At 72.7% G+C, this 26,712-nt stretch carries 25 protein-coding genes and 1 pseudogene; 20 read left to right on the forward strand and 6 right to left on the reverse strand.

What is annotated here, in order from left to right:
* Positions 1–62 precede the first annotated feature (62 nt).
* From ACIQ6R_RS24675 to ACIQ6R_RS24720, 10 genes are all read left to right on the forward strand, one after another.
* The gene (locus tag ACIQ6R_RS24675; protein ID WP_404223467.1) at positions 63–698 is read left to right on the forward strand and encodes an NUDIX domain-containing protein; all 636 of its coding nucleotides are present in this window, start codon (positions 63–65) and stop codon (positions 696–698) included.
* Between the two features lie 163 nt (positions 699–861).
* A complete protein-coding gene (locus tag ACIQ6R_RS24680; RefSeq protein WP_404223468.1) occupies positions 862–2,889 on the forward strand; it encodes a tetratricopeptide repeat protein in 2,028 nt (675 codons plus the stop codon).
* A 132-nt stretch (positions 2,890–3,021) separates the two neighbouring features.
* Positions 3,022–4,146 carry an alanine dehydrogenase gene (gene ald / locus ACIQ6R_RS24685; RefSeq protein ID WP_404223470.1) on the forward strand — a complete coding sequence of 375 codons (1,125 nt, stop codon included), beginning with the start codon at positions 3,022–3,024 and terminating at the stop codon, positions 4,144–4,146.
* Between the two features lie 492 nt (positions 4,147–4,638).
* A complete protein-coding gene (locus tag ACIQ6R_RS24690; RefSeq protein WP_079160517.1) occupies positions 4,639–5,661 on the forward strand; it encodes a ParA family protein in 1,023 nt (340 codons plus the stop codon).
* 41 nt (positions 5,662–5,702) lie between these two features.
* Positions 5,703–6,215, forward strand: a complete 513-nt coding sequence (locus ACIQ6R_RS24695; RefSeq protein WP_404223472.1) for a hypothetical protein — start codon at positions 5,703–5,705, stop codon at positions 6,213–6,215.
* A gap of 342 nt (positions 6,216–6,557) precedes the next feature.
* The gene (locus tag ACIQ6R_RS24700) at positions 6,558–7,718 is read left to right on the forward strand and encodes a segregation/condensation protein A (RefSeq protein ID WP_404223847.1); all 1,161 of its coding nucleotides are present in this window, start codon (positions 6,558–6,560) and stop codon (positions 7,716–7,718) included.
* Complete coding sequence (scpB, locus tag ACIQ6R_RS24705; protein ID WP_404223474.1) at positions 7,715–8,368, forward strand: SMC-Scp complex subunit ScpB; 654 nt, start codon at positions 7,715–7,717, stop codon at positions 8,366–8,368. The genes ACIQ6R_RS24700 and scpB overlap by 4 nt, the downstream gene beginning before the upstream one ends.
* On the forward strand, positions 8,368–9,483 hold the full coding sequence (locus ACIQ6R_RS24710) for a pseudouridine synthase (protein ID WP_404180064.1): 1,116 nt from the start codon (positions 8,368–8,370) through the stop codon (positions 9,481–9,483). The genes scpB and ACIQ6R_RS24710 overlap by 1 nt, the downstream gene beginning before the upstream one ends.
* 68 nt (positions 9,484–9,551) lie before the next feature.
* On the forward strand, positions 9,552–10,271 hold the full coding sequence (locus tag ACIQ6R_RS24715) for an NUDIX domain-containing protein (RefSeq protein WP_404223476.1): 720 nt from the start codon (positions 9,552–9,554) through the stop codon (positions 10,269–10,271).
* On the forward strand, positions 10,268–11,290 hold the full coding sequence (locus ACIQ6R_RS24720) for an ADP-ribosylglycohydrolase family protein (protein WP_404223478.1): 1,023 nt from the start codon (positions 10,268–10,270) through the stop codon (positions 11,288–11,290). The genes ACIQ6R_RS24715 and ACIQ6R_RS24720 overlap by 4 nt, the downstream gene beginning before the upstream one ends.
* 117 nt (positions 11,291–11,407) lie before the next feature.
* Here the strand turns inward: ACIQ6R_RS24720 and ACIQ6R_RS24725 are convergent, their stop codons facing one another.
* Both ACIQ6R_RS24725 and ACIQ6R_RS24730 read right to left on the reverse strand, forming a co-directional pair.
* Positions 11,408–12,160 carry a DNA polymerase beta superfamily protein gene (locus ACIQ6R_RS24725; RefSeq protein WP_404223480.1) on the reverse strand — a complete coding sequence of 251 codons (753 nt, stop codon included), beginning with the start codon at positions 12,158–12,160 and terminating at the stop codon, positions 11,408–11,410.
* Positions 12,161–12,182: 22 nt separating this feature from the next.
* Entirely contained in the window at positions 12,183–12,587 is a 405-nt protein-coding gene (locus ACIQ6R_RS24730; protein ID WP_404223482.1) for a Rieske (2Fe-2S) protein, read from the reverse strand.
* A 135-nt stretch (positions 12,588–12,722) separates the two neighbouring features.
* Between ACIQ6R_RS24730 and aroH the strand changes: the two genes are divergently transcribed.
* From aroH to der, 5 genes are all read left to right on the forward strand, one after another.
* Positions 12,723–13,085, forward strand: coding sequence for a chorismate mutase (aroH, locus tag ACIQ6R_RS24735; RefSeq protein WP_121746120.1), 363 nt, complete (start codon positions 12,723–12,725; stop codon positions 13,083–13,085).
* A complete protein-coding gene (locus ACIQ6R_RS24740) occupies positions 13,082–14,167 on the forward strand; it encodes a prephenate dehydrogenase (RefSeq protein WP_404223484.1) in 1,086 nt (361 codons plus the stop codon). Before aroH ends, ACIQ6R_RS24740 begins: the two co-directional genes overlap by 4 nt.
* A 111-nt stretch (positions 14,168–14,278) precedes the next feature.
* Positions 14,279–14,974, forward strand: coding sequence for a (d)CMP kinase (cmk, locus tag ACIQ6R_RS24745; protein WP_121746118.1), 696 nt, complete (start codon positions 14,279–14,281; stop codon positions 14,972–14,974).
* On the forward strand, positions 14,971–15,678 hold the full coding sequence (locus ACIQ6R_RS24750; RefSeq protein ID WP_404223486.1) for a lysophospholipid acyltransferase family protein: 708 nt from the start codon (positions 14,971–14,973) through the stop codon (positions 15,676–15,678). The genes cmk and ACIQ6R_RS24750 overlap by 4 nt, the downstream gene beginning before the upstream one ends.
* Positions 15,679–15,752: 74 nt before the next feature.
* Positions 15,753–17,225 carry a ribosome biogenesis GTPase Der gene (gene der / locus ACIQ6R_RS24755; RefSeq protein WP_404223488.1) on the forward strand — a complete coding sequence of 491 codons (1,473 nt, stop codon included), beginning with the start codon at positions 15,753–15,755 and terminating at the stop codon, positions 17,223–17,225.
* A 68-nt stretch (positions 17,226–17,293) separates the two neighbouring features.
* On the opposite strand, the gene ACIQ6R_RS24760 is transcribed toward der, so the two are convergent.
* The gene (locus ACIQ6R_RS24760; protein WP_404180039.1) at positions 17,294–17,581 is read right to left on the reverse strand and encodes a hypothetical protein; all 288 of its coding nucleotides are present in this window, start codon (positions 17,579–17,581) and stop codon (positions 17,294–17,296) included.
* A 74-nt stretch (positions 17,582–17,655) separates the two neighbouring features.
* Positions 17,656–18,453 carry a hypothetical protein gene (locus ACIQ6R_RS24765; RefSeq protein ID WP_404180036.1) on the reverse strand — a complete coding sequence of 266 codons (798 nt, stop codon included), beginning with the start codon at positions 18,451–18,453 and terminating at the stop codon, positions 17,656–17,658.
* A gap of 462 nt (positions 18,454–18,915) precedes the next feature.
* Here ACIQ6R_RS24765 and ACIQ6R_RS24770 point away from each other — a divergent pair, with 462 nt between their 5' ends.
* The 3 genes and pseudogenes from ACIQ6R_RS24770 (at position 18,916) to ACIQ6R_RS24780 (ending at position 20,946) form a co-directional block, all read left to right on the forward strand.
* Complete coding sequence (locus tag ACIQ6R_RS24770; protein ID WP_404180033.1) at positions 18,916–19,734, forward strand: hypothetical protein; 819 nt, start codon at positions 18,916–18,918, stop codon at positions 19,732–19,734.
* A gap of 46 nt (positions 19,735–19,780) precedes the next feature.
* A pseudogene (locus ACIQ6R_RS24775) lies at positions 19,781–20,406 on the forward strand (transcriptional regulator).
* 324 nt (positions 20,407–20,730) lie between these two features.
* Positions 20,731–20,946, forward strand: a complete 216-nt coding sequence (locus ACIQ6R_RS24780; RefSeq protein ID WP_404180030.1) for an I78 family peptidase inhibitor — start codon at positions 20,731–20,733, stop codon at positions 20,944–20,946.
* 40 nt (positions 20,947–20,986) lie between these two features.
* Here the strand turns inward: ACIQ6R_RS24780 and ACIQ6R_RS24785 are convergent, their stop codons facing one another.
* Positions 20,987–22,003 (reverse strand): phosphatase PAP2 family protein, encoded by a 1,017-nt coding sequence (locus ACIQ6R_RS24785; RefSeq protein ID WP_404180027.1) that lies wholly within the window; start codon positions 22,001–22,003, stop codon positions 20,987–20,989.
* 238 nt (positions 22,004–22,241) lie between these two features.
* Positions 22,242–23,480 (reverse strand): mannosyltransferase family protein, encoded by a 1,239-nt coding sequence (locus tag ACIQ6R_RS24790; protein WP_404223490.1) that lies wholly within the window; start codon positions 23,478–23,480, stop codon positions 22,242–22,244.
* A 259-nt stretch (positions 23,481–23,739) separates the two neighbouring features.
* Here ACIQ6R_RS24790 and ACIQ6R_RS24795 point away from each other — a divergent pair, with 259 nt between their 5' ends.
* The gene (locus ACIQ6R_RS24795) at positions 23,740–25,338 is read left to right on the forward strand and encodes an MFS transporter (RefSeq protein ID WP_404223492.1); all 1,599 of its coding nucleotides are present in this window, start codon (positions 23,740–23,742) and stop codon (positions 25,336–25,338) included.
* Between the two features lie 182 nt (positions 25,339–25,520).
* A complete protein-coding gene (locus ACIQ6R_RS24800) occupies positions 25,521–26,711 on the forward strand; it encodes an acyl-CoA dehydrogenase family protein (protein ID WP_404180018.1) in 1,191 nt (396 codons plus the stop codon).
* The last annotated feature ends 1 nt before the right edge of the window (position 26,712 follow it).

Below are 26,712 nucleotides of genomic sequence, written 5' to 3' on the forward strand. Positions count from 1 at the left end.
GCGCGCGCATTCAAACGCGCGGGCCCCGGCTTTTCGCGTACGTCTGGAAGGGCAGGTCAGGCATGACGGGCAGCACGATCAAGGACATCCCCGAGGAGTGGGAGGTCCGGGGCACCGAGACCCCCTTCCGGGGCAAGAAGACCTCCGTCCGCACGGACGACGTGGTCATGCCCGACGGCTCCGTGGTGACCCGCGACTACCAGGTCCACCCCGGCTCCGTGGCCGTCCTCGCCGTGGACGACGAGGGGCGGGTCCTGGTCATCCGGCAGTACCGGCACCCCGTGCGCGAGAAGCTGTGGGAGATCCCGGCCGGTCTGCTCGACGTCCCCGGCGAGAACCCGCTGCACGCCGCGCAGCGCGAGCTGTACGAGGAGGCGCACGTCAAGGCCGAGGACTGGCGGGTGCTGACCGACGTCTACACCACCCCCGGCGGCTGCGACGAGGCCGTACGGATCTTCCTCGCCCGGAACCTGTCGGAGGCCGAGGGGGAGCGCTTCGAGGTCGAGGACGAAGAGGCCGACATGGAACTGGCCCGGGTGCCCGTGGCGGACCTGGTCCGGGGTGTGCTCGCGGGCGAGCTGCACAACAACTGCCTGGTCGTGGGCGTGCTCTCGCTGGTCGCGGCGGAGCGGGGGGACGGGCTCGACGCGCTCCGCCCGGCGGAGGCGCCGTGGCCGGCGCGTCCGTTCGAGGCCTGAGGAACCCTCTCGCCCGTCGTGGTGTGACCATCGGTTGATCCGATCGGGGGATGTGCCCGCCGCGCTCCGCAGGGAACGTAGCAGAGCGTGAACTAGGCTCTGCAAACGCCCGAACCGGGGTTCCGGCGGGCGCCGGCGTGCGGTGGGATCGGGAGTGTGGCCCGTGACGGATCAGGCGGTGGACACGGACGGCGTACGGCTGTCGGAGGACCCTGCTGAGGAGAGTCGGTTCCTGGGCCGCACCCGGGAGTTGAAGGAGCTGCGCGCCGACATCGAGCGCGCGGGACTGGACACCCTCTCCGGCCGCAAGGCCCCCCGCGCGCGCGTGCTGCTGATCGCGGGCCGCCCCGGATCCGGCCGCACCGCACTCGCCGAGGAGCTGGCCGCCCAGGTCGCGGACGGTTACCCCGACGGCGTGCTGCGCGCCCGGCTGAGCGAACCGGACGGCATGCGCGTGCCCGTCGGGCGGCTCGCCCGGGAACTGCTGGGCGAGCTGGACCGCCCCGCCCCGCCGGGGGCCGACGAGGACGACCTCACCGAGGCGCTCCGCGCCGCCCTCGCCGACCGCAAGGTCCTGCTGCTGCTCGACGACGCGGCCGACGCCGAGCAGGTCGACGCCCTGCTGCCGGACACTCCGGAGTGCCTGGCCGTCGTCGTCGCCGAGGGCCCGCTCACCGGAATCGCCGACGTCCGCCCGTGCACGCTGGGCGGCCTGGACACCAAGACGGCCGTGGAGCTGCTCTCCCGGCACACCGGATCCGTGCGCATCACCGTCGACCCCCGGGCCGCCGAGCAGCTGGTCGAGGTCTGCCAGGCCCAGCCCGCCGCGCTGGCCCTGGCCGGCGGCTGGCTCGCCGCCCGTCCCCAGGCGGCCGTCGCCGACCTCGCCAAGCACGTGCACGCCGAGGGCGACGAAGGCACCGCCCTCAGCCGCGTCTTCCGCCTCGCCTACGCGTCCCTGCCCAGCCCCGCCGCCCGGATGCTGCGGCTGCTCTCCCTCGCCCCGGCCGGCCTGGTCGACCCGCACACGGCGTCCGCGCTCGCCGGCTGCTCGGTCAACGGCGCCCGCACCACCCTGGACGACTTCGTCGCCCTCGGCGTGCTGCGGGCGGTCGACTCGCCGCTGCCCGAGTACGAGGTTCCCGGGTGCCTGCACGACCTGCTGAGGGCTCTCGCCGAGACCCACGACCGCCCCGCCGAGCTCCAGCTCGCCCGCGCCCGCATGCTGGAGCGGACGGTGCGGCTGCTCCAGTCCTGCCGGGCGGTCACCGAGACCGACAGCCCGCAGGCCCGCGAAAAGCTTCTCGGCATGCCGCGCGCCCTGCGCTTCCCGCATCCGAGGGCCGCCGCCGACTGGCTGCGCGTCCGCCGGCCCGCCCTGCTGGCCGCGGCGCGGCTCGCGGTCGCCGACGGAGAGCTGGACACCCTCGCCCGGAGACTGATGTCCCAGCTGGTGCGGACCATGGTGGCCCACTTCGGCACCCAGGCGGCGGCCCCCGACCTGTACGGCATCCACCGCCTCGTCCTCGACGTGGCCGAGCGCCGCGAGCTGCCCCGGGAGAAGGCGGCGGCCCTGCTGAACCTGGCCGACCTGGACGCCCGTACCGGCCGCACCGCCGAGGCCCTGGTGCGCTACCGGGCGGCGCTGGACGCCGGTCGTGAGGCGAACGACCCGTACGCGACCGGCCGCGCGATGGAATCCGTAGGCGGCGCCCATCTGGAACTCGGCGACTACGACCGGGCCGCGGACTGGTTCGGCAGGGCGCTGGCCCAGCGGCTCGCCCGGGACGAGCGCGCCGACGCCTCCCGCGTCTACGGCCGCCTCGCCACCGCCCACACCTACGCCGGCCGCTACGGCGAGGCGCTGCGGGGCTGGCGCGCCGCGGCCGCCGGGTACCGCAAGGCGGGCGACGTGGCCGCGCACGCGCGGGCGTTGAGCGAGCTGGCCCGCGTCCAGGAGTACGCGGGACGCCCCGAGGAGTCGCTGCGCACCTGCCAGGAGGCCGTCGACTGGGCCCGCCGGGCCGAGGACGTCCGGCTCCAGGCCGCGCTGCACCTGCGGCTGGCCGACACGCTCGACCGCCTCGGCGATCCCACCGCTGCCGGGCTGCAGCGGAGCGCAGCAGATCGCATGCTGAGGGAAGATCCCGCCGAGGCCTGCGAAATCCGCAGCGCAGTGACTGAAGATTGATGCTTTGAAAGGCTGGACAGCGGGAACACCTTCATTAGACTGGCTCTGCCGCACGTTCTTGCGGACTCTCCCGTTGTGCCCACGTGTGCGCGGGTATGTGTAGATATAGCCCAACCCTCTGAGCCAAGGACCGTGATCGACGTGAAGGTCGGTATCCCCCGCGAGGTCAAGAACAACGAGTTCCGGGTGGCCATCACCCCCGCCGGCGTGCACGAGCTGGTGCGCCACGGTCACCAGGTCGTCATCGAGCGTGACGCCGGTGTCGGCTCCTCGATCCCCGACGAGGAGTACGTCGCCGCCGGCGCGCGGATACTCGACACCGCCGACGAGGTCTGGGCCACCGCCGACCTGCTGCTGAAGGTCAAGGAGCCCATCGCGGAGGAGTACCACCGCCTCCGCAAGGACCAGACGCTCTTCACCTACCTGCACCTGGCCGCCTCCAAGGAGTGCACGGACGCGCTCATCGAGTCCGGCACCACCGCCATCGCCTACGAGACGGTCGAGCTGCCGAACCGCGCGCTGCCGCTGCTCGCCCCGATGTCCGAGGTCGCGGGCCGGATCGCCCCGCAGGTCGGCGCCTACCACCTGATGGCCCCCAACGGCGGGCGCGGCGTGCTGCCCGGTGGCGTGCCCGGCGTGACCCCCGCCAAGGCCGTCGTCATCGGCGGTGGCGTCTCCGGCTGGAACGCCACCCAGATCGCCGTCGGCATGGGCTTCGACGTGACCCTGCTCGACCGCGACATCAACAAGCTGCGCGAGGCCGACAAGATCTTCGGCACCAAGGTCAAGGCCGTCATGTCCAACTCCTTCGAGCTGGAGAAGGCCGTCGTCGACGCCGACCTGGTCATCGGCGCGGTGCTCATCCCGGGCGCCAAGGCCCCGAAGCTCGTCACCAACGAACTGGTCTCCCGGATGAAGCCGGGAAGTGTTCTTGTCGACATCGCGATCGACCAGGGCGGCTGCTTCGAGGACTCGCACCCCACCACGCACGCCGAGCCGACCTTCAAGGTCCACAACTCGGTCTTCTACTGCGTCGCCAACATGCCGGGCGCGGTGCCCAACACCTCCACCAACGCGCTCACCAACGCCACGCTGCCGTACATCGTCGAACTGGCCGACCGCGGCTGGGCCGAGGCGCTGCGCCGTGACCCCGCGCTGGCCAAGGGCCTCAACACGCATGACGGCAAGGTCGTCTACCGCGAGGTCGCCGAGGCGCACGGTCTGGAGTACGTCGACCCGGCCACCCTGCTCGGCTAAGTCACCAACCGGAAAAGGCGATACGTCAACAGACGCCGTCAACCCCACACACCCGGCCGGACCTTGCCCGACAAGGTCCGGCCGGGTGTGTGTATGGTCACTTTGCGATTCTCGGCCAACTCGCCTCGAACGTAACGCTTCAACCGATTCGCGCACCGGTGAAACCTGCTGTGCGACGGCCGTACGCCCTTGACAGAGGGATGTTTCATTGCCGACACATCGGGCCGGGTCCGGCGGATTGTGTTGCTGCGGACGCCCGACACGCCATAGAGTCGCCGAACGTCGGCATGGTGCCACGCTGACCTGTCTAGAAGTTTCCTGGTCACCAAGGAGGTAAGACGACTTGTGAATGAGTCGACATTTACTCCCGGGGGTGGTCAACCAGGAACGCCTGCACGGGCCCACGGCCCCGGGCGTCTCGAGGCTGTCGGCTCCGTCGCTGTACGCACCTTCGCAGCCCACCAGAGTCCGCAGGCAACTCAGACAGCACACATGAGTATGGATGGCCAACACGTGAACGCCATGGCCGGCAACGGAAGTGGCGCGTCCCGCAACCACTTCGCCGACTACGACGAACTGCCCGAGGGGCACTTCTACGACCCGGACGCGGAGTACGAGCCCGATCCCGAGTACGCCGCCACGCTCGCGCCCGACGCGGCCCGCCAGCGCCGTGAGCGCATCGGTCCGACCGGACGCCCGCTGCCCTACTTCCCGATTCCGGGCCCGCTGACCGAGCACGGCCCCGCGAAGATCATCGCGATGTGCAACCAGAAGGGCGGCGTCGGCAAGACCACGTCGACCATCAACCTGGGTGCCGCGCTCGCCGAGTACGGGCGCCGGGTGCTGCTCGTCGACTTCGACCCGCAGGGCGCGCTCTCGGTCGGTCTCGGCGTCAACCCGATGGAGCTCGACCTCACCGTCTACAACCTGCTCATGGAGCGGGGCATGGCGGCCGACGAGGTGCTGCTGAAGACCGCGGTCCCCAACATGGACCTGCTGCCCAGCAACATCGACCTGTCGGCGGCCGAGGTGCAGCTGGTGAGCGAGGTCGCGCGCGAGTCCACGCTGCAGCGGGCGCTCAAGCCGCTGATGGACGACTACGACTACATCGTCATCGACTGCCAGCCCTCGCTCGGCCTGCTCACGGTCAACGCGCTGACGGCCGCGCACAAGGTGATCGTGCCGCTGGAGTGCGAGTTCTTCGCGCTGCGCGGTGTGGCGCTGCTGACCGAGACGATCGAGAAGGTCCAGGAGCGGCTCAACCCCGACCTGGAGCTGGACGGCATCCTCGCCACGATGTACGACTCGCGCACGGTGCACAGCCGTGAGGTGCTCGCGCGTGTCGTCGAGGCGTTCGACGATCACGTCTACCACACGGTCATCGGGCGTACGGTCCGCTTCCCGGAGACCACGGTCGCCGGTGAACCGATCACCACGTACGCCTCCAACTCCGTCGGTGCCGCCGCCTACCGCCAGCTCGCCAGGGAGGTGCTCGCCCGGTGTCACGCCGAGTGAGTCTGCCGGGGGCCGACGAACTCTTCCGTACGACAGGGGGGATGGGGCTCCAGGCGTCCTCCCCGCGGCGACCGGCCAACGGCGAAGCCCGGGTGCCGGCGCCGGCGGGGGAGAGTGACCAGGCCGCCGCCGAGGACGCACCGCAGTCGGTGCCCGCCCAGGGCGGTGACGGCGGGGGCGCGGAGCACGCCGCGGCGGACGCGGAGCCGGGCTCGGCGGGCGAGTCGCGCAGCCGGAGCGCGGAGCGCTCCGCGCGGGGCGCCGTGCCGAGCGTGGGCGCGCAGGAAGGTTCTGCCGCCGCCCAGCCGCGCAAGCGCGGGCGGTCCCCCTCGCGCCGGCCCAGCGGCCGGGAGCGCCACGACGAGAAGATCACCGTGTACGTCTCCGCCGAGGAACTGATGGACCTGGAGCATGCCCGCCTGGTGCTCCGGGGCGAGCACGGACTGGCCGTCGACCGCGGCCGCATCGTCCGCGAGGCGGTCGCCGTGGTCCTCGCCGACCTGGAGACCCGCGGGGACGCCAGCATCCTCGTACGACGGCTGCGCGGGCGGTAGCGGTAGCCTGCGGGGGCCATGACCTCGAACGACGCCCCCCGCCCCGGCGCCCGCGCCGGCCGCCGGCGTGCGCTGGGGCGCGGACCGACGCAGCCACGGGTGGTTCCGCCGGTGCCGTCGCTCCCCGGGGTGCCCCAGGCGCCCGAGGCGGTGCCGTCCGGCGCCGAGCCCCCCGAGCCCGCGGTCATGCGGGCGGCGCCGTCCGGGGAGCCGTCGGAGACCACGGCTTCGCCGGCTCCGCCGCCGACTGACGCGGCCTCTCCGGAGTTCTCCCGTGCGGCAACCGAGCCGGAGGCGGAGCGTGTCGGCCCGGACGCCGGGACACGTGGCGAGCCGGAAGCGGTGGCGGGCCCTCGGCCGGACGCCGCGCCGCGGCCGTCCGCCGTGGCACCGGAGGCCGCCGAGGCGGTGTCCCGGCTCACGCCGGGGACCGGGCCGCAGGCGCCCGCCGTCGCTCCGCAGGCCCCCGGGGCGGCGCACGGCCCCGCGGGCCGCGAGAGCGCGGCGCAGGGTGCCTCAGAGGCCGGCGGGGCGGTGGGAGAGGCCGGGACGGCGGGGGCGGGTTCCCTGTCCGCCGCGCCGGTGGCTCCGCAGGGGGCACCGGGGGTTCTGCCGCGAGGCGGGACCGAGCGCCCGCCTCAGGACGGAGCGGCGCCCCACGCGCTCCCCGAGGGCGCGCCCGACGACGGTCGCGACGGTGTCTTCAAGGTGCGGCTGGCCAACTTCGAGGGGCCGTTCGATCTGCTCCTCCAGTTGATCTCCCGGCACAAGATGGACGTCACCGAGGTCGCGCTCTCCAAGGTGACCGACGAGTTCATGGCGCACATCAGGGCGATGGGCCCGGACTGGGACCTCGACGAGACGACCGAGTTCCTGGTGGTCGCGGCCACGCTGCTCGACCTGAAGGCGGCCCGGCTGCTGCCCGCCGCCGAGGTCGAGGACGAGGCCGACCTGGCGCTGCTGGAGGCCCGCGACCTGCTCTTCGCGCGGCTGCTGCAGTACCGCGCGTACAAGCAGATCGCGGAGATCTTCAACGAGCGGCTCGAAGCCGAGGCCCGGCGCTACCCGCGTGCCGTCGGGCTGGAGCCCCACCACGCCGAGCTGCTGCCCGAGGTCGTCATCAGCATCGGGCCGGAGGGCTTCGCCAAGCTGGCCGTCAAGGCGATGCAGCCCAAGCCCAAGCCGCAGGTGTACGTCGAGCACATCCACGCGCCCCTGGTCAGCGTGCAGGAGCAGGCTGGGCTCGTCGTCGCCCGGCTCAAGGAGCTGGGTGAGGCCAGTTTCCGGGTGCTGGTCGAGGACACCGACGACACCCTGACCGTCGTCGCCCGCTTCCTCGCCCTGCTGGAGCTGTACCGCGAGAAGGCCGTCGAACTGGACCAGGAGACCGCGCTCGGCGACCTGCTGGTGCGCTGGACGGGCGGGGACGCGGACACCGAGCCGGTGGTGACCGACGAGTTCGACCGGCCGCCCGAGAAGACCGAGGAGGAGCGGAAGGCGTGAGTGAGGAGACCACGGAGGCCCTGGGCGGGCCGGGGGCCGTCGCCGACCTCGAACTGGGGCCCGCCCTCGAAGCCGTCCTCATGGTCGTCGACGAGCCCGCGACCGAGGAGCACCTCGCCCGGATACTCCAGCGGCCCCGGCGGCAGATCGCCGACGCGTTGCGCGAGCTGGCCGACGAGTACACCGTCCAGGGCCGCGGCTTCGAGCTGCGCCTGATCGCGGGCGGCTGGCGCTTCTACAGCCGTCCCGCCTACGCCGCGGCCGTCGAGGGCTTCGTCCTGGACGGTCAGCACGCCCGTCTCACCCAGGCCGCGCTGGAGACCCTCGCCGTGGTCGCCTACCGCCAGCCGGTCAGCCGCGGCCGCGTCTCCGCCGTGCGCGGCGTGAACTGCGACGGCGTGATGCGCACCCTCCTGCAACGGGGTCTGGTCGAGGAGGCGGGCACGGAACCCGAAACAGGTGCGATCCTGTACGTGACGACGAACTACTTCCTGGAGCGGATGGGCCTGCGCGGCCTGGACGAGCTCCCGGAGCTCGCGCCCTTCCTCCCGGAGGCGGCGGCGATCGAGGCCGACACACTGGAAGGGGTCCCGTCGTTCGATCCGGACGCCCCGGATTCCGAGGACGCAGACGACAAGACGGAACTTTGATGCGAAGCAGCAGCGGCAGGAACAGCAGCGGAAACAACGGCGGGAGCCGTGGTGGCAACAGCGGCGGCCGCGGCGGGAGCAGCGGTGGCCGCGGTAACCCCCGCGGTGCCGGTGGCAACCGCGACAACAAGCAGGGCGGCCGTCCGAAGAACCCGCGCCCCGAGGAGCGGCGCTACGACGTGGGGCCCGGCGCCACGCACGAGGGCCCGAAGTCGGGCCGCGGCCCGGCGGCCCGCGGCGGCGCCAAGGGCGGGCCGAAGAAGCCCCTGCAGCGGGGGCGCTCGGTCCCGGCCACGTCCCGCGAGTACGAGGCACGGGCCGAGGAGCGCAACCGCGAGCGGTACGCGGGCAAGAAGGACGTCAAGCCCCCCAAGACCTTCCCCGGCGCCGAGCAGGAGGGCGAGCGGCTGCAGAAGGTCCTCGCGCGCGCGGGCTACGGTTCCCGGCGTTCCTGCGAGGAGCTGATCGAGCAGGCGCGCGTCGAGATCAACGGCGAGATCGTCCTCGAGCAGGGCCGCCGCGTCGACCCGGAGAAGGACGAGGTCAAGGTCGACGGCCTGACCGTCGCCACGCAGTCGTACCAGTTCTTCTCGCTCAACAAGCCCGCCGGTGTCGTCTCCACCATGGAGGACCCGGACGGCCGGCAGTGCCTCGGTGACTACGTCACCAACCGCGAGACCCGGCTCTTCCACGTCGGCCGGCTCGACACCGAGACCGAGGGCGTCATCCTGCTCACCAACCACGGTGAGCTGGCGCACCGCCTGACCCACCCCCGGTACGGCGTGAAGAAGACCTACCTCGCGCACATCGTGGGCCCGATCCCGCGCGACCTCGGCAAGCGCCTCAAGGACGGCATCCAGCTGGAGGACGGGTACGCGCGCGCGGACCACTTCCGGGTCGTGGAGCAGACCGGCAAGAACTACCTGGTCGAGGTCACTCTCCACGAGGGCCGCAAGCACATCGTCCGCCGGATGCTGGCGGAGGCGGGCTTCCCCGTCGACAAGCTGGTGCGCACCGCCTTCGGCCCGATCACCCTGGGCGACCAGAAGTCGGGCTGGCTGCGCCGGCTGTCCAACACGGAGGTCGGGATGCTGATGCAGGAGGTCGAGCTCTAGCCCCGAGGGTTGTGAACGGTCGGCCACCCTCTTTATAGTCTCAGTGACTATTAAGGGGGTGGCCGCCTGTGCACGGCTACGACAAGTACGCCTTCGAACCCTTCGCCGTCACCGTTGACCTCGCCGTCCTCACGCTCCGCGCGGGCGCGCTGCACGTGCTGCTCGTCGAGCGGGGGCAGGAGCCGTACGCCGGCCGCTGGGCCCTGCCCGGCGGCTTCCTGCTGCCGGACGAGTCGGCGGAGGCGGCGGCCCGTCGGGAGCTGGCCGAGGAGACCGGTCTGGCCGACGTGAGCGCGCCGCACCTGGAGCAGCTGCGGACCTACAGCGAGCCCGGCCGCGATCCCCGGATGCGGGTCGTGTCGGTCGCGTTCGCCGCCCTGCTGCCCGACGCTCCCGAACCGCACGGCGGCGGTGACGCGGCCGAGGCCCGCTGGGTGCCGTACGACAAGGCCCGCGACCTCGCCTTCGACCACGACCGGATCCTGGCCGACGCCCGGGAACGCGTCGGCGCCAAGCTGGAGTACAGCTGCCTGGCCACCGCCTTCTGTCCGGCCGAGTTCACCCTCGGCGAGCTGCAACAGGTCTACGAGACCGTGTGGGGCACCGCCCTCGACCGGCCCAACTTCCGCCGCAAGGTCCTCGCCACCCCCGGCTTCGTCGAACCCGTCCCGGGCGCCGCCCGCCTCACCGGCGGCCGCGGCAAACCGGCCGCGCTCTACCGCGCCGGTCCGGCCACCACCCTGCACCCGCCGCTGCTCCGCACCCCTCGGGAAGGACGCCCCGCATGACCACGACCACCGTCACCAAGCGCGCCGCCACCGGGGCCCTCACCGGCCTCGCCCTCGGGGACGCGCTCGGCTTCCCGACCGAGTTCGAGGACGTCCCGTCGATCCTCGCCAAGTGCGGCCCCTGGCGGGAGATGGAACTGCCCCGGCCCGCGATCGTCACCGACGACACCCAGATGACGCTGGCGCTCGGGAAGGGGCTGCGGACCGCCATGGAGCGCGGGCTGCTCGGGCCCGAGCGCATGGAACGGCCGGTACGCGAGGAGTTCGTCGACTGGTACCAGTCGCCGGAGAACAACCGGGCTCCGGGCCACACCTGCCTCCGGGCCTGCGACCTCCTCAAGACCCCGGACCGCCCCTGGCAGGACGCCAGCCAGGTCCACTCCAAGGGCTGCGGCGCCAACATGCGCGTCGCCCCGGTCGGACTCGCCCCCGGCCTGAGTGACGAACAGCGGTCGGGCGCCGCCCAGTTGCAGTCCGCGCTCACCCACGGGCACCCGACCGCGCTCGCCGCCTCCGACCTCACCGCGCACGCCGTACGGCTGCTCGCGGAGGGAGCCGAGCCGACCGGACTGGTCGGGCTGCTGCGGTCGTACGCCTACGACAACCGCACCCGCTACCACGAGCGCTGGCTCGGCGACCTGTGGACCCGCGCCCAGGACCCCACGCCCGAGCACTTCATCGCCCGCGGCTGGGACGAGTGCCTGGCGGTACTCGACCGCCTCCAGCAGGCGGCGCGCACCGTCTCGCCGGAGACCGATCCCTGCCTCGCGGTCGGTGAGGGCTGGATCGCCGAGGAGGCCATGGCGGCCGGGCTGCTCTGCTTCCTGCTCTTCGTCGACGAGCCGCTGACCGCCCTGCGCCGCGGTGCCTGCACCTCGGGCGACTCCGACTCCATCGCGTGCCTCGCGGGCGCCTTCGCGGGCGCGTACCTGGGCGCCGACGCCTGGCCCGCCGAGTGGGCGGACCGTATCGAGTACCGGGGCGACCTGGTGGCCCTCGGGGCGCTCTGGGACGCTTGAGCCCGTGATCGACGCCCTGGAGGCGGAGCGCGAGCCCGGGGACGCCGGCGTCGACCACGCGCGCGTGCGCCCGACGTGGAGCGGCTGCACGGCGTACTGGACCAGGCGCGGGCGGCGTCAGCCCCGCCCGACGCCGCCACCTCGTACGACGCCCCGCACGACTTCGTCGTACGGATCCGGCTGGACCGCCCGGAGGGCTGAGGCGCGGCGCGTGCGGACGAGGAAGTCCTCGACGCGGCGCCGGTCCGGTTCCTCGGGCAGCGGACCGCGCCGCGCGGCCTCCTCGCCCTCCTCGGCCAGGCGGGTCATCCGGGACTCGACCTCCGGCCAGGGCACCTCGCCGCGCCTCACGGCGAGCAGCGACTCGCGCCGGTCGCCGACGTCGATGGTGAGGGTGCCCGTGCGCAGCAGGTCGCGGGCGGACATCAGCAGCCGCAACAGGTGCATCGCGTGCTTCCAGCGCGGGGCGCCGTGCGTGCGCACGTCGGCTTCGAGCTTGCGGCGTTGGCCGTGCGCGTACCCGGTGAACGTCGCGTGGACCCGGCGGGAGAGGAACGCCTCGCGCAGGGCGAGCAGTTCGCGGCCCGTGTCGTCGGCGTACTCCACGAGTGGGGAGTGCAGGCACTCCAGGATGTTCGGGTTCGCGCGCAGGGCCAGCTCGCAGAAGCGCTCCAGCTCCCAGCCGAACTGCTCCTCGGCCGGTCCCTCCACGTGCGTCGGCGGCTTCTCGAAGCGCCAGAACAGGGGGGTCGGGGCGAGGAACACGCCCCGGCGGTCGGTGTCGCTGCCCTCCGTCGCCAGACCGAAGGCGCGCGAACCCATGACACAGGCGTAGATCGTGTGGTCGCGTACCAGGGTCTCGGGGTGCATGCCGGGAGCGTACGCGGGCGCCTCACGCCAGGCGGACCGTATTTCCGTCCACCGCGATCCGCTCCTCGGGCAGCGGTCTCGTGGCCGGGCCCTGCTCCACCGCGCCGTCGGTGATGCTGAACCTGCTGCCGTGGCAGGCGCAGTCGATGGTGCCGTCCCGCACGTCCGACACCAGGCAGTTCTGGTGGGTGCAGACCGCCGAGAACGCCTTGAACTCGCCCTGCTCCGGCTGGGTCACCACGATCCTCCGGTCCGCGAGGATCTTGCCGCCGCCGACCGGGATGTCGCTCGTCGGCGCCAGCTCCTGACCGGGCGAGGCGGCCGAGGAGTCGCCGCCGCCGTCCTCGCCTCCGTCGCCGCAGCCCACGGAGAGCGCCGCGGCGCCCGTGCAGAGGAGGACCGTACGGCGGGTCGGGGTGTGGGTCATGTCGCAGCTCCGGGGGAGGGGAGGTTCCGGCCGGGGCCAGCGTCTCAGGAGACGGGCGCCCCGGGCCCGCACGCGCCGGGCTGACTAGGCTGGACGGACCAACAACCTTTACCCACGTCAGCAAGGAGCATCGCCGTGGCGGTACGAGCGGTCCGGGGCGCCGTCCAACTGGAGCGGGACGAGGCCGGGCACATGGACGAGCAGGTCGCGGCGCTGCTGACCGCCGTCCTGGAGCGCAACGACCTGACCGGCGACGACCTGATCAGCATCTGGTTCACGGCCACGCCCGACCTGCACAGCGACTTCCCGGCCGCCGCGGCCCGCAAGCTCGGCATCACCGACGTCCCGCTGATCTGCGCCCAGGAGCTGGACATCGAGGGCGCCATGCCCCGCGTCGTCCGGGTCCTCGCCCACATCGAGTCCGACCGGCCCCGTGCCGAGATCGCCCACGTCTACCTCGGCGCTGCCGCGGCCCTGCGCAAGGACATCGCCCAGTGAGAACCGCACTCGTCATCGGCACCGGTCTCATCGGTACCTCCGCCGCCCTCGCCCTGACCCAGCGGGGCGTCACCGTGCACCTGGCCGACCGCGACCCCGAGCAGGTCCGTACGGCCGCCGCACTGGGCGCCGGAACCGACGAGGCCCCGGACGGGCCGGTCGACCTCGCGATCGTGGCCGCCCCGCCGGCCCTGGTGGCCGACGTGCTCGCCGACGTCATGGGGCGCGGCGCCGCCCGCGGATACATCGACGTGGCCAGCGTCAAGGGCGGCCCCCGGCGCGAGCTGGAGGCGCGGGGGCTCGACCTCGCCGCGTACATCGGCACGCACCCCATGTCCGGCCGTGAGAAGTCCGGGCCGCTGGCCGCCACCGGCGACCTCTTCGAGGGCCGCCCGTGGGTGCTGACCCCGACCCGGGACACCGACACCGAGGTGCTGAACCTCGCCCTGGAGCTGGTCTCGCACTGCCGCGCGGTGCCGGTGGTGATGGACGCGGACGCCCACGACCGCGCCGTGGCCCTCGTCTCGCACATGCCCCACCTGGTCTCCAGCATGGTCGCCGCCCGGCTGGAGCACGCCGAGGAGGCCGCCGTACGGCTGTGCGGACAGGGCATCCGCGACGTGACCCGGATCGCCGCCTCCGACCCCCGGATGTGGATCGACATCCTCTCCGCCAACCCCGGGCCGGTCGCCGACCTGCTCACCGACGTCGCCGCCGACCTGGAGGAGACGGTACGGGCCCTGCGTGCCCTGCAGTCCTCCGACGAGGACAAGCGCCGCGCGGGCGGTACCGGCATCGCCGAGGTGCTGCGGCGGGGCAACGCCGGGCAGGTGCGGGTCCCGGGCAAGCACGGCAGCGCGCCCCGGGTCTACGAGACCGTGACGGTCCTCATCGACGACCAGCCCGGCCAGCTGGCCCGCATCTTCGCGGACGCGGGACGGGCCGGGGTCAACATCGAGGACGTACGGATCGAGCACGCGACCGGACAGCAGGCCGGCCTGATGCAGCTCATGGTCGAGCCGAAGGCCGCTCCGGTGCTGACGGCGGCCCTCCGGGAGAGGGGCTGGGCGCTCCGGCAGTGATCCCCGGGGCATACGCCTGTCGGAGGGGTCCCGGAGAGCCAGTAACCTTGTGCGGGACGCGTTCGCGTCCCGCACACCCTTCACCGCACCGCACCAGGAAGGTGTCCCCTCGTGGAAAACGGCGCCGCCCCGACCGTCCCGGCCGTGATTGTCGCCATCGACGGCCCCTCCGGCACGGGCAAGTCGAGCACGTCGAAGGCCGTCGCCGCACAGCTCGGCCTGAGCTACCTGGACACCGGCGCCCAGTACCGGGCGATCACGTGGTGGATGGTCAACAACGGCATCGACACCGACGACCCGCACGCCATCGCCGCGGCGGCCGGAAAGCCCGAGATCCTCTCCGGCACCGACCCGGCGGGCCCCACCATCACGGTGGACGGCGTGGACGTGGCCGGCCCGATCCGCACCCAGGAGGTCACCTCCAAGGTCAGCGCGGTCAGCGCCGTCCCCGAGGTGCGGACCCGGATCACCGAGCTGCAGCGCACCATCGCCGCCGCGGCGCCGCTCGGCATCGTGGTCGAGGGCCGGGACATCGGGACGACGGTGCTGCCGGACGCCGATCTGAAGATCTTCCTCACCGCCTCGGCGGAGGCCCGCGCCGCCCGCCGCAGCGGCGAGCTCAAGGGCGCCGACGTCAACGTCACCCGCGAGGCCCTGATCAAGCGGGACGCCGCCGACTCCAGCCGCAAGACGTCGCCGCTGGCCAAGGCGGACGACGCGGTCGAGGTGGACACCACCGAACTCACCCTCGCGCAGGTCATCGAGTGCGTCGTCACCCTCGTCGAGGAGAAGCGGGCGGGGAAGTGACCGCACCCTCCACCCCGCCGGTCCCCTCCGAGAAGGGTGCCGAGATCGGGCGGCGCATCGGCGTCGGCCTGATGTACGGGCTGTTCCGGCCGCGCGTGCTCGGCGCCTGGCGGGTGCCCGCGACCGGCCCGGTGATCTACGCTGTCAACCACTCGCACAACGTCGACGGTCCGATGGTCATGGGCGTGGCACCCCGGCCGACGCACTTCCTGATCAAGAAGGAAGCGTTCATCGGTCCGCTGGACCCCTTCCTGCTCGGCATCGGCCAGCTGAAGGTGGACCGCTCGACCGCCGACCGCGCCGCCATCACCCAGGCGCTGGGCGTCCTGGAGAACGGCGGCGTGCTGGGCATCTTCCCGGAGGGCACCCGGGGCGAGGGCGACTTCGCCGCGCTGCGCGCCGGGCTCGCGTACTTCGCCGTCCGAAGCGGCGCCCCGATTGTCCCCGTCGCGGTGCTGGGAAGTTCCGGCCGGCCCGGACGGTTGATAAAGGCGCTGCCCCCGCTGCGCTCCCGCATCGACGTCGTCTTCGGCGACCCCTTCGACGCAATCGAAGGGGTGCGAAGCTCCGGCACGGGTGGCGGTGGGCGACGGGCGGGCGGCAGCGGACGGCGCACCCGCAAGGCGCTGGACGAGGCGACCGAACGCATCCAGAAGCAGCTCACCGCGCACCTGGAAAACGCCAGGCGCCTCACCGGGCGCTAGGCGACACTGAGTAGTGGCCCGCCCGGTGAAACAGGGTGCGCCGCGATCACCACGATGAACGAGGTACGGACTTCATGAACGACCACATCCACTCCGAGGGCTCGGGCGAGGACCACGGGGCGCTCGGCGATGCCGAGTACGCGCAGTTCATGGAGCTGGCCACCGAAGAGGGCTTCGACATCGAGGAGGTCGAGGGCGCGATCGAGGAAGCCGGGCACGGCCCGCTGCCCGTCCTCGCCGTCGTCGGCCGCCCCAATGTCGGCAAGTCGACCCTGGTGAACCGGATCATCGGCCGCCGCGAGGCCGTCGTCGAGGACAAGCCCGGCGTCACCCGCGACCGCGTCACCTACGAGGCCGAGTGGGCCGGCCGCCGCTTCAAGGTCGTCGACACCGGCGGCTGGGAGCAGGACGTCCTCGGTATCGACGCCTCCGTGGCCGCTCAGGCCGAGTACGCGATCGAGGCCGCCGACGCGGTCGTCTTCGTCGTGGACGCCAAGGTCGGCGCCACCGACACCGACGAGGCGGTCGTGCGGCTGCTGCGCAAGGCCGGCAAGCCCGTCGTGCTGTGCGCCAACAAGGTCGACGGCCCGAGCGGCGAGGCCGACGCCGCCTACCTGTGGTCGCTGGGTCTGGGGGAGCCCCAGCCGGTCTCCGCGCTGCACGGCCGCGGCACCGGCGACATGCTGGACAAGGTCCTGGAGGCCCTTCCCGAGGCCCCGGCCCAGACCTTCGGCACCGCCGTCGGCGGCCCGCGCCGCATCGCCCTGATCGGCCGTCCCAACGTCGGCAAGTCCTCCCTGCTGAACAAGGTGGCGGGCGAGGAGCGCGTCGTCGTCAACGAGATGGCCGGCACCACCCGCGACCCGGTCGACGAGCTGATCGAGCTGGGCGGCGTGACCTGGAAGTTCGTCGACACGGCGGGCATCCGCAAGCGGGTCCACCTCCAGCAGGGCGCCGACTACTACGCCTCGCTGCGCACCGCCGCCGCCGTCGAGAAGGCGGAGGTCGCCGTCATCCTCATCGACGCCTCCGAGTCGATCTCGGTCCAGGACCAGCGGATCGTCACCATGGCCGTCGAGGCGGGCCGCGCGGTCGTCGTCGCCTACAACAAGTGGGACACCCTCGACGAGGAGCGCCGCTACTACCTGGAGCGGGAGATCGAGACCGAGCTCGGCCAGGTGGCGTGGGCGCCGCGGGTCAACGTCTCGGCGCAGACCGGACGGCACATGGAGAAGCTGGTCCCGGCGATCGAGACCGCGCTGGCCGGGTGGGAGACCCGCGTCCCGACGGGCCGGCTGAACGCCTTCCTGGGTGAGCTGGTCGCCGCCCATCCGCACCCGGTACGGGGCGGCAAGCAGCCCCGCATCCTGTTCGGCACGCAGGCGGGCACCAAGCCGCCGCGGTTCGTGCTCTTCGCCTCGGGCTTCATCGAGGCGGGCTACCGGCGCTTCATCGAGCGCCGACTGCGCGAGGAGTTCAGCTTCGACGGGACGCCGATCCACATCTCGGTGCGGGTGCGCGAGAAGCGCGGCGCGAAGAAGAAGTAGCGGCACCGGCGACGACGAGAGAGGGCGACCCCGGCCGGAGTCGCCCTCTCTCGACGTTCAGGTGGCTGTCAGGCACCTCTGCGCGGAGCCGGTGGCAGCGCGGCCGGGACGTGGTGCGTCCCGACGCGCTGCCACATCGACTGCTGGCCGACGCGGGCGCTGTGGGCTCCCGCGCTGTAGGCGCTGTACGAGCCCCTGCCGCGCGGGATGCTCCTGAAGGACGTGAACCCCAGCTCCTCCTCGCCGCTGCGATCGCCCGGCAGCGATCGGAAGGACCTGCCGTACTCGGCGTAGAGCGCGTCGTAGATCGGCGTGGCCGAGGGGCCCTGGCGGTGGAAGGCGTCGTATGCGTACACGTATGTCCAAACGACCTTGCACCGGAAGAGATGCGGCCCAGGCCGCAGGCGTCCGGCGCCCGCACGGAAAGCGCTCAGGTTCCCGCCAGCGGCAGCGCCGCCGCGACCAGCTGCCCGTTCGCCGCCGCCTTGTCCAGCGCGTCCCGCAGCAGGTCCTCGCGCGGCTGCCGTCCGATCGTCCCGACGGGCGCCGCGAACATCAGCACCTGCTGGTGCTTGTTGGCCGCCGTGCGCCAGCCCTCGGTGACCTGGAGGGGCTGGTGTGCCTGCCACCAGGCCACCGGCCGACCGCCGTTCGTCCCCGGCTGGAGCACCGCGTGCAGCTGGCCCATCGCGAGCAGTACCGACCAGCCGTGCAGCACGGCCGGGGTGGTGGACAGCTCGGTGACCGGCATGAAGCCCTGTTCGATGAGCAGCGGCAGGAAGTCGTCGCCCGCGCCGGCCGTGCCGGGCCGCGCGATGGGGGCGGTCGGCTCCACCACGAGGGCCGGGTGCAGCTCCCCGGCGATCAGGATCAGTCCGCTGGTGACGCCGAGCACGGCCTGCTCGGACGCGACCTTCTCGGGTGCGGCCTGCTCGGGCTCCGGGCGGGCGTTGTCGGCGTGGATGGACTTCACCGCCCCCTGGAGCTGCTCCTCGGTGACCTTGACGACCTGCGAGGGCAGACAGCCGGCGTGGGCGAAGGCGAGGACGGCGGTCTCGTCCCCGATGAAGAGAACGGTGCTGGTGCGCTCCTGCTCGCAGTCGCCCGGGGTGCGACAGGACGTGCAGTCGTAGCTGCCCGGGGCGGACTCCCCGGCGAGCAGGCGGTCGGCTTCTTCGTCGCCGATCTCGGCGCGTACGTCGTCGCTGACGTCGAGCATGCGCGGCACGGGTGGCTCCCTCGGGATGCGGTGCGTGACCGGACCGGGTGGGTCCCGGGCCGTGGTCCGGGCGGATCCCCGGCTCATGCTGATGACAACGGGCGATCTGTGGAGGGAGTCACGCCCCATGGCCAACGGAATCGAACCATCCGACGCGCACGGTCATCCGCCGGGCGGAGGCGCTCGGTCACCGCCAACTGGCAGGAAGCAAAAGGGTGTTGACCCGACGAGGCGTGTCCCGGATCGCCATGGCGGTTGGTCGACAAATCAGGAAATCAGCGAATGAAGCGGGTGTCCGGAAATAGCTGATACCCGAGGTAATGGCGGACTGGCCTGGAGTGACGGACCGTTGGCCGGTCCGGTCGGGGCCGCCTTCCGGTCGTGACCACATCGCAATCGGACACGGACAACCAGAAGGCGGGGTTCCGGGTCTAACCGGACGACGAGAAGCCCAGGGAGGAACCGCACCGCATGACGCCGCCGGCCCCACCGGCCGCCCCGCTGCGCGCCGACTGCATCGGCGACTCCGCGGGCGGTCTGACCTTCGACGTCGCCGCGCACGGGGATACCGGGGCGGCCCTCCTCATCCTGCGCCGCCGCGCCTCCGACGCCGCCGACGACACGGTCAGCCTGCCGCTGGCCCCCGCCGCCGAGGGCAGGCTGCGCGCCGCGCTGCCCAGCAGTGTGGCCCTGCCCGAGGGCCGCTGGGACGCCTACGCGCGCGTGTCCGCCGGCGAACCGCGGCGCCTGGTGCCCGGCGTCACCGACCTGCGCTCCCTGGCCGACCGCACCCCGGGCGGCCTGCTCGGCCACGTCGCCGTCCGCATTCCGTACGCCACCCGGCAGGGCAACCTCACCGTCCGCAGCTGGCTGCGCGCCCCGCACGCGGAGGCGGGGCAGCTCGCCTTCGCGGACGGCGGGCTGACCGTACGCGGGCGGGTGTACGGAACGCGGCTCGGCGCCGGCGCCCACGTCGAGCTGCGGGCCCGGCCCGGCACCGGTGAGGGGCCCGTACGCCGGCTGGACGTCGCGGCCGACCGGTCGGAGTTCGGCTTCACCGTGCCCTACGCCACCCTCGCGCCGGGCGAGTGGGACCTGTGGCTGCGGCCCGACGGTGAGCCCGGTCCGGTCGTGCGCCTCGCGCGGCTGCTGGACGACGTCGCCGACAAGCACCCCGTGTTCACCTATCCACGCGCGCGTGTGCGGACGCCGCACGGCCCCGTGGAGGCCGGGCCGTACTACACCCGGGACAACGACCTGTCGCTGTCCGTCACCCCGCTGGAGACCTGACGGCCGCGGACAGAGCCTGTCCGCGACCGCCGGCGGACTCGGCGCCGTGCTGGAGACCTCGGCACGACTCCCGCGCCTGCTCTCCCTGCTCCAGGCCCACCGCGAGTGGTCCGGCACCGTCCTGGCCGACCGCCTCGGCGACTCCCCGCGCACCGTGCGCCGGGACGTGGACCGGCTGGGCGAGCTGGGCTGCCCCGTCGGCGCCGGCCCGGGTACCGGCGGCGGCCACCAGCCGGGCGCGGGCGCCGAGCTGCCGCCGCTGCCGCTGGACGACGACGAGGCCGTCGCCGTCGCCGTCGGACCGCGCACGGCCCCCGCTTCGCCCCGCGCGAACCGCCCGCGGAGGACCTGGCCGCCTACGTCTCCGAGGGCGTCTGCCCGCGCGCGTACGCCACCCGCGCGGTCGTCCGGCTGCTGGTGCCGCTGGAGGAGGCCGCCGAGCGGATCTCGCCCACGGCGGGGGTCCTGGAGGCGGCGGGTCCGGGCAGCCGCCTCCCGCGCACCGGTGCCGGAAGCCTGGACGTCATGGTGGTGCGCCTGATGCTGCTCGGTTTCGACTTCGAAGTGCTGGAGCCGGCCGGGCTGAGGGAGGCGATCCGGACCGGACACGACCGGCTGATCCGCGCCCTGTCCCGGTCCGAACGCCCCGCGACCGGCGAGGAGAATCTGTGAGCGAGCGATGTACTTCCTGTGCTGATGTGCGGTCTCCGCAAGCCATCCGCAAGCCCGTTCGGGGGTGTTCGAACGTGAAATGCGGGGGGAGTGCCCGGGGCGCTTTGGAGGCCTTTCCGTCCGCCTATTCGAGGAGGCGATGCGACACGCGGCAATTCACCTGCCGTGACCCTGGAAGGCGTACAAAACCGTCCGTCCGTGTGACGGAGTTCGACCAAAACAGGGTCCGCGATCCTGTGACAGAAATGTGACCGTAGGTGCATGTGCGGCCCGTGTTACCGGGCTGGGCTTCCCCGGTCCCGGAGCAGGGCATAGCGTGGCGGCATGGCACCGAATCCGACACCACCGGCCGAACCCCAGGACAGTCCGGACGCATACGTCGGCCTCGAATCCGACGCGGCCGAACGGCTCGCGCGGGAGCGCGGCTGGTCGACGGTGCGGTCCCTGGCGCCGGGAACGGTCATCACCATGGAGTACCGCGTGGGCCGCCTCAACTTCGAGGTGAAGGACGGCCGCGTGGCACGGGCCTGGAAGGGCTGACACGCGGGGAGAGGCTGTGCGTACCGGCCCCCGCGCCGGGTCAGCCGCCCGACACGGGGCGTGCGGCCGGGGCCGCGCCTCGCGGATGGCGGTCGGCGTGCGGCGGCCTGCGGCTGCCGGCCGGGGTCACCGGCGTACGGTCCGAGCGGGCCGTGTGCGGGCCCGGAGCGAGGTAGACCGGAGCCCGGGTGCGCGGCGCGGCGACCGGCTCGCGGAGCGGGGTCTTCTCCGGGGCGCAGGCGGGTGGCGTGACGACCGCGGGCGGGCCGACCGGCGGCTTCGTCGCCGCCTTGCGGCCGAGGCGGGGGAACCAGCGGTCGCGCAGGCCGAGGATCCAGGCCTCGGACCGGGTGATCAGCGGCTCGAACCACGGCAGCGCCAGCAGGATCAGCAGCCCCGCGGCCCAGCCGAGGAGCACGTCGCTGAGCCAGTGCGTACCGAGGTAGACGGTGGACATGCCCACCCCGAGGGAAACGACCGCCGACAGGGCCGACAGCCAGCGCCGCGCCCTGGGCGTCGAGGCCAGATAGGCCAGGATGCCCCAGGTCACGACGGCGTTCGCGGTGTGACCGCTCGGAAATATATCGCCGCCGAGCCACATCTCGTTCGCGCCGACCGTGGTCGCGTAGTGCGGCCCGAGCCGGCCCATGCCGATCTTGGCGGCTCCCACCGTGACGTTCAGCAGGAGCAGGGAGACCCCGAGCGCGAGCAGGGGGCGCAGCGTGTGCTGCCGCCAGGAGCGCCAGCCGAGCCACGCCGCGACCATGACCGCGGTGGGGCCGCGCTGGCCCAGCACCACGTAGTAGTCGACGAACGCGTGGAGCTCCGGCCACTGCTGGTAGGGCCGGAAGAACATGACCTGCCAGTCGAGCCGGACCAGCCACGAGGTGATGACCACGGCCCACACGATCGCGATATAGAAGGCGAGAGTCCCGGCGAACAGCGCAATCCTGTGCCGGCTCATCGCCGGCACATCCAGGAGGGCCGGTCGTTCCGGCTCCCGGTCCAGTCTCGCGAACACCCGGTCCAGACGGGTGAGGTTCCGTTCGGTACGCACCCAATCGACGTTACAGCGAGTGAGGAGTGATCCCGGCCGAATCAACGGCTTTGTGATGACGATGTGATGTGGGATTCCTCTCAGGGAGTGGTTTATTTCCGAGGAATCCGCAATCCGGGGCGACCGCGGGCTTCATTTCCTTTGATCGGCCCGGTCGGCGGTTTTATCGTGCTTATGAATTCGTTAACCGAATGCTGGTACGGAATTCTCCCGGCGGCCATCGGACGGCCCGGGCCGGTCAGGGCGGGCCGGAGCCGTTCAGCCAGAACGCCCCGTACACCGCCGAAGCCACCGCGACACCGCCCACGATCAGCGCCGACCTGGGGGTTCGCAGCCGGGCGAGGGCGACGGCGAGGGGCAGCAGCAGCGGGAACGCGGGCATCAGCAGCCGGGGTTTCGAACCGAAGTAGCTCGACGCGCACAGGGCCAGGGCGATGACGATCCCCGTGTACACCAGCAGCGCGAGCGGCTGGCGCCGCCGTACGCACACGACGTACAGCCAGACCAGCAGCGCGACGCCGACGATCAGCCCGACGCCCGCCAGGGCCGACGGGAACGACGTGAACTTCCCGGCGACGAAACGGGCGAAGGCCACGCCTCCGTCGAAGCCGTTGCGCCAGCCGGCCTGGACGTCGAGGTAACCGAGCGGGCCCTTGCCGGTGCGGTGTCCGACCCAGAGCACGTACCCGGCGGCGCCCAGGGGCGCGAGGAGCATGCCGAGCACACGCCGCGCGCCGTCGCCGGGGGCGCGCTCCGGGCCGTGGGCGCCGTCCGGGACGGCCTCGCTCCGGCTTCGCACGAATGCCACGATCGCGGCCGCCCACACCGCCGCCGCCACCGCGAGCCCGACCGGACGGGTCAGCCCGGCCAGCGCGGCCAGCGCCCCCGCCGTCACCCAGCGCCCGGTCAGCACCGCGTACAGCGACCAGGCGGCCAGCGCCGTGAACAGGGACTCGCTGTACGCCATGGACTGCACGATCCCGACCGGCAGCACGGCCCACAGCAGCACCGCGCACACCCCGACCCGCCCGTCTCCCGCCGCCACCCTTCCAAGGCCGTGCTTCGCGCCTTCCGCAGTCCGGCCGTACACCTGCTCGGCCACCGCGAAGATCCCCCAGGCCGCGGCGAGCGAGGCGAGGAGGCTCACGGCGAACCCCGCGTCGGCGGGCGACAGGGGCGTCACCGCCGCGCCGAGCCGCTCCAGCCAAGGCAGCAGTGGGAAGAAGGCCAGGTTGGAGTGGACGTCGCCGTTGGGCAGTCGCACCTCGTAGCCGTAGCCCAGGTCGGCGACCCTGGTGTACCAGAGGGAGTCCCAGCGAGCGGTCAGCAGCGTGTACGCGCTCTTGTCGCGCGCCGCGCTCCACAGGGCCAGGGCGAGCAGGCCCAGGGCGCGTACGGCCGCGTAGCCGAGGAGCGCCGGGGCGGCCCGGCGCAGGGCTCCGGGGCGGCCCGCCGTGCGCGTTTCAAGATCGGTCACGGGCTCGATTATCTGCCGGGGCCGGCGGTGGCCGACGGGCCGGGTCGGGCGGGCCCGGGACGCAGTGGCGCATGCCACACGGGTGACGCGGGATGTGTGAGGCCCGCCACGTGTGCGGTGCGCTCTCTCGCGTACTCTGGCGAGTCACTCGCGTTCCGTTGCACGGCCCGGAGCCCCCGCTCCTCTCCGGCCGAGCCGCAGGGGAGTCCCCACCCCGCGCGGCCCGCCGGACGCGAGGGAACATCTTGGAGGTACGTACATGTCCGGGACGACCACGGCTGCCACCGCGCTGCGCCGCCGGGCGGCCGGGGCCGGTGCCAACCGCTGGGTGGTTCTGGTCGTCCTCTGCGTCAGCCTGCTGCTCGTCGCCGTCGACGCGACCGTGCTGCACGTGGCGGTCCCCGCCGTCACCGAGGACCTGAGGCCCGGCGCGATCGAACTGCTCTGGATCGTCGACGTCTACCCGCTCGTCTGCGCCTCGCTGCTGATCCTCTTCGGCACGCTGGGCGACCGGGTGGGCCGCAGACGGATCCTCCTGCTCGGCTACGCGCTCTTCGGCGTCGCCTCCGCTCTGGCCGCCCTCGCCGACAACGCCCAGCTGCTGATCATGGCCCGCGCGCTGCTCGGCGTCGGCGGCGCGATGATCATGCCGGCGACGCTGTCGATCCTGCGCCAGGTCTTTCCCGAGCGGCGGGAACGGGCGATGGCCATCGGCATCTGGAGCGCCGTGGCCGCGGTCGGCGCGGCGGTCGGCCCGCTGCTCGGCGGCTTCCTGCTGGAGCACTTCTGGTGGGGCTCGGTCTTCCTCGTCAACATCCCGCTGATGCTGGTCAGCCTGCCGGTGGGGCGGCTGCTGCTGCCCGAGTCGAAGGGCGACGGCCGCGGGCCCTGGGACGTGGCCGGCGCGCTGATGGCGGCGGGCGGTCTGTTCGGCGTCGTCCTGGGCGTGAAGCGGCTGGGCGGCGGCGAGCCGGTGGCGAGCGTGTTCACCGTGCTGCCGCTGGTGGTGGGCGCGGCCCTGCTGGTCGCCTTCGTACGACGGCAGCGGCGGCGTACGCATCCGCTGGTGGACCTGGAGATGTTCCGGCGGCCGGCGTTCAGCACGTCGGTGGGGTGCATCGTGCTGGCGATGCTGGCGCTGGTGGGTCTGGAGCTGATCGCGGCGCAGTATCTGCAGCTGGTGCTCGGGCTGTCCCCGCTGGAGACCGGGCTGCGGCTGGTGCCGCTGACCTTCGCGGCGATGGCGGCGGGGCTGGCGGGCGCCCGGATGCTGCGGCGGTTCGGGCCGCGGCGGATGGTGTGCGCCGGGTTCTGCCTGACCGCCTTCGCGGTGGTGCTGCTGACGGCGCTGGGCCGGGCCGACAACTGCGCGCTGATGCTGTCCGGGTTCGTGCTGCTCGGCTTCGGTCTGGAGACGACGCTGTTCGGGGCGTACGAGTCGATGCTGAGCGAGGCCCCGCAGGAGCAGGCCGGCGGGGCGGCGGCGATCGGGGAGACGTCGTACCAGCTGGGCGCCGGGATCGGGATCGCGCTGCTGGGCAGCGTGATGAACGCGGCGTACGCGCCCGGGCTGGCGAGGGGTGTGCCCGGGGTGCCGGCGTCGCAGTCGGCGGCGGCGGGGCATTCGCTGGGGGAGGCGTACGAGGTCGCCGCGCGGCTCGGCGGGCCCGCGGGGGGCGCGCTGCGGCGGGCTGCCGGGGACGCGTTCGTGCACGGGCTGCATGTGACGTTGGTGGTGAGTGCGGGGTTGTTGCTGTTGGGGGCGGTGATGGCGCTGCGGTTGCCGCGGGTGATGCAGTGCGAGGGGGTTTCCGTGCCGGGGCCTCGGGAGGCGGCGGAGTCACGCGTGTCGGTGTGAGCGACATGGTCTCTCACCCGCGCACCGCCCGTTTGCCGCCCGACGCTCACCTCCCGACGGGCGGTGAACGGGTGGCGCGGGGGCGGGAGGCGCATGGTGGACGTTCGCCACGGTGCACCGTAACGTCGGCAGGAGAACCGTAACTAGCAGCGCTAGTTTTCACAGTCCCGGAGGGTGTCCCCATGGCCTCGTCCCCCAAGTTGCCCGCGTTCGACCCCGCCGACCCGCTCGGCGTCGACGACCTCCTCGGACCGGAGGACCTGGCGATCCGGGACACCGTTCGCACCTGGGCCGCGGACCGCGTGCTGCCGCACATCGCTGAGTGGTACGAGAGCGGCGAGCTGCCCGGCGTCCGGGACCTCGCCCGCGAACTCGGCGCCGTCGGCGCGCTCGGCATGTCGCTCGACGGCTACGGCTGCGCCGGCGCGAGTGCCGTGCAGTACGGGCTCGCCTGCCTGGAGCTGGAGGCGGCCGACTCCGGCATCCGTTCCCTGGTCTCCGTCCAGGGCTCCCTCGCCATGTACGCCATCCACCGCTTCGGCAGCGAGGAGCAGAAGCAGGCCTGGCTGCCGCGCATGGCCGCGGGCGAGGTCATCGGCTGCTTCGGGCTGACCGAGCCCGACCACGGCTCCGACCCCGCGAACATGCGCACCCACGCCAAGCGCGACGGAGGGGACTGGGTCCTCAACGGCCGCAAGATGTGGATCACCAACGGGTCGGTGGCCGGTGTCGCCGTCGTCTGGGCGCAGACCGAGGACGGGATCCGCGGCTTCGTCGTGCCCACGGACCGCCCCGGCTTCTCGGCGCCGGAGATCAAGCACAAGTGGTCGCTGCGGGCGAGCGTCACCAGCGAGCTGGTGCTCGACGACGTACGGCTGCCCGCCGACGCCGTACTGCCGGAGGTCACCGGACTGCGCGGACCGCTCAGCTGTCTCTCCCACGCCCGCTACGGCATCGTCTGGGGCGCGATGGGCGCGGCCCGCAGCTCCTTCGAGGCGGCCGTGGAGTACGCGAAGTCGCGGGAGCAGTTCGGGCGGCCCATCGGCGGCTTCCAGCTCACCCAGGCCAAGCTCGCCGACATGGCGGTCGAACTGCACAAGGGGATTCTGCTCGCCCATCACCTCGGGCGGCGCATGGACGCCGGCCGCCTGCGTCCCGAGCAGGTCAGCTTCGGCAAGCTCAACAACGTACGCGAGGCCATCGACATCTGCCGTACGGCCCGCACGATCCTCGGTGCCAACGGGATCTCCCTCGAATACCCCGTGATGCGGCACGCGACGAACCTGGAATCGGTGCTCACCTACGAGGGCACCGTCGAGATGCACCAGTTGGTGCTGGGCAAGGCGCTCACCGGACTCGACGCCTTCCGGTAGG

It is taken from the genome of Streptomyces sp. NPDC096048 (assembly GCF_044763415.1).
GTDB lineage: Bacteria > Actinomycetota > Actinomycetes > Streptomycetales > Streptomycetaceae > Streptomyces.

Bases quoted from the DNA above. Each gene is read 5' to 3' on its own strand.
- ACIQ6R_RS24695 (WP_404223472.1), top strand. From the start codon at position 5,703: ATGGGGCTCCAGGCGTCCTCCCCGCGGCGACCGGCCAACGGCGAAGCC.
- der (WP_404223488.1), top strand. From the start codon at position 15,753: ATGAACGACCACATCCACTCCGAGGGCTCGGGCGAGGACCACGGGGCG.
- ACIQ6R_RS24710 (WP_404180064.1), top strand. From the start codon at position 8,368: ATGCGAAGCAGCAGCGGCAGGAACAGCAGCGGAAACAACGGCGGGAGC.
- ACIQ6R_RS24725 (WP_404223480.1), bottom strand. From the start codon at position 12,160: ATGCACCCCGAGACCCTGGTACGCGACCACACGATCTACGCCTGTGTC.
- ACIQ6R_RS24770 (WP_404180033.1), top strand. From the start codon at position 18,916: ATGACGCCGCCGGCCCCACCGGCCGCCCCGCTGCGCGCCGACTGCATC.
- ACIQ6R_RS24795 (WP_404223492.1), top strand. From the start codon at position 23,740: ATGTCCGGGACGACCACGGCTGCCACCGCGCTGCGCCGCCGGGCGGCC.
- ACIQ6R_RS24675 (WP_404223467.1), top strand. From the start codon at position 63: ATGACGGGCAGCACGATCAAGGACATCCCCGAGGAGTGGGAGGTCCGG.
- ACIQ6R_RS24800 (WP_404180018.1), top strand. From the start codon at position 25,521: ATGGCCTCGTCCCCCAAGTTGCCCGCGTTCGACCCCGCCGACCCGCTC.
- ACIQ6R_RS24720 (WP_404223478.1), top strand. From the start codon at position 10,268: ATGACCACGACCACCGTCACCAAGCGCGCCGCCACCGGGGCCCTCACC.
- ACIQ6R_RS24730 (WP_404223482.1), bottom strand. From the start codon at position 12,587: ATGACCCACACCCCGACCCGCCGTACGGTCCTCCTCTGCACGGGCGCC.
- ACIQ6R_RS24780 (WP_404180030.1), top strand. From the start codon at position 20,731: ATGGCACCGAATCCGACACCACCGGCCGAACCCCAGGACAGTCCGGAC.
- ACIQ6R_RS24690 (WP_079160517.1), top strand. From the start codon at position 4,639: ATGAGTATGGATGGCCAACACGTGAACGCCATGGCCGGCAACGGAAGT.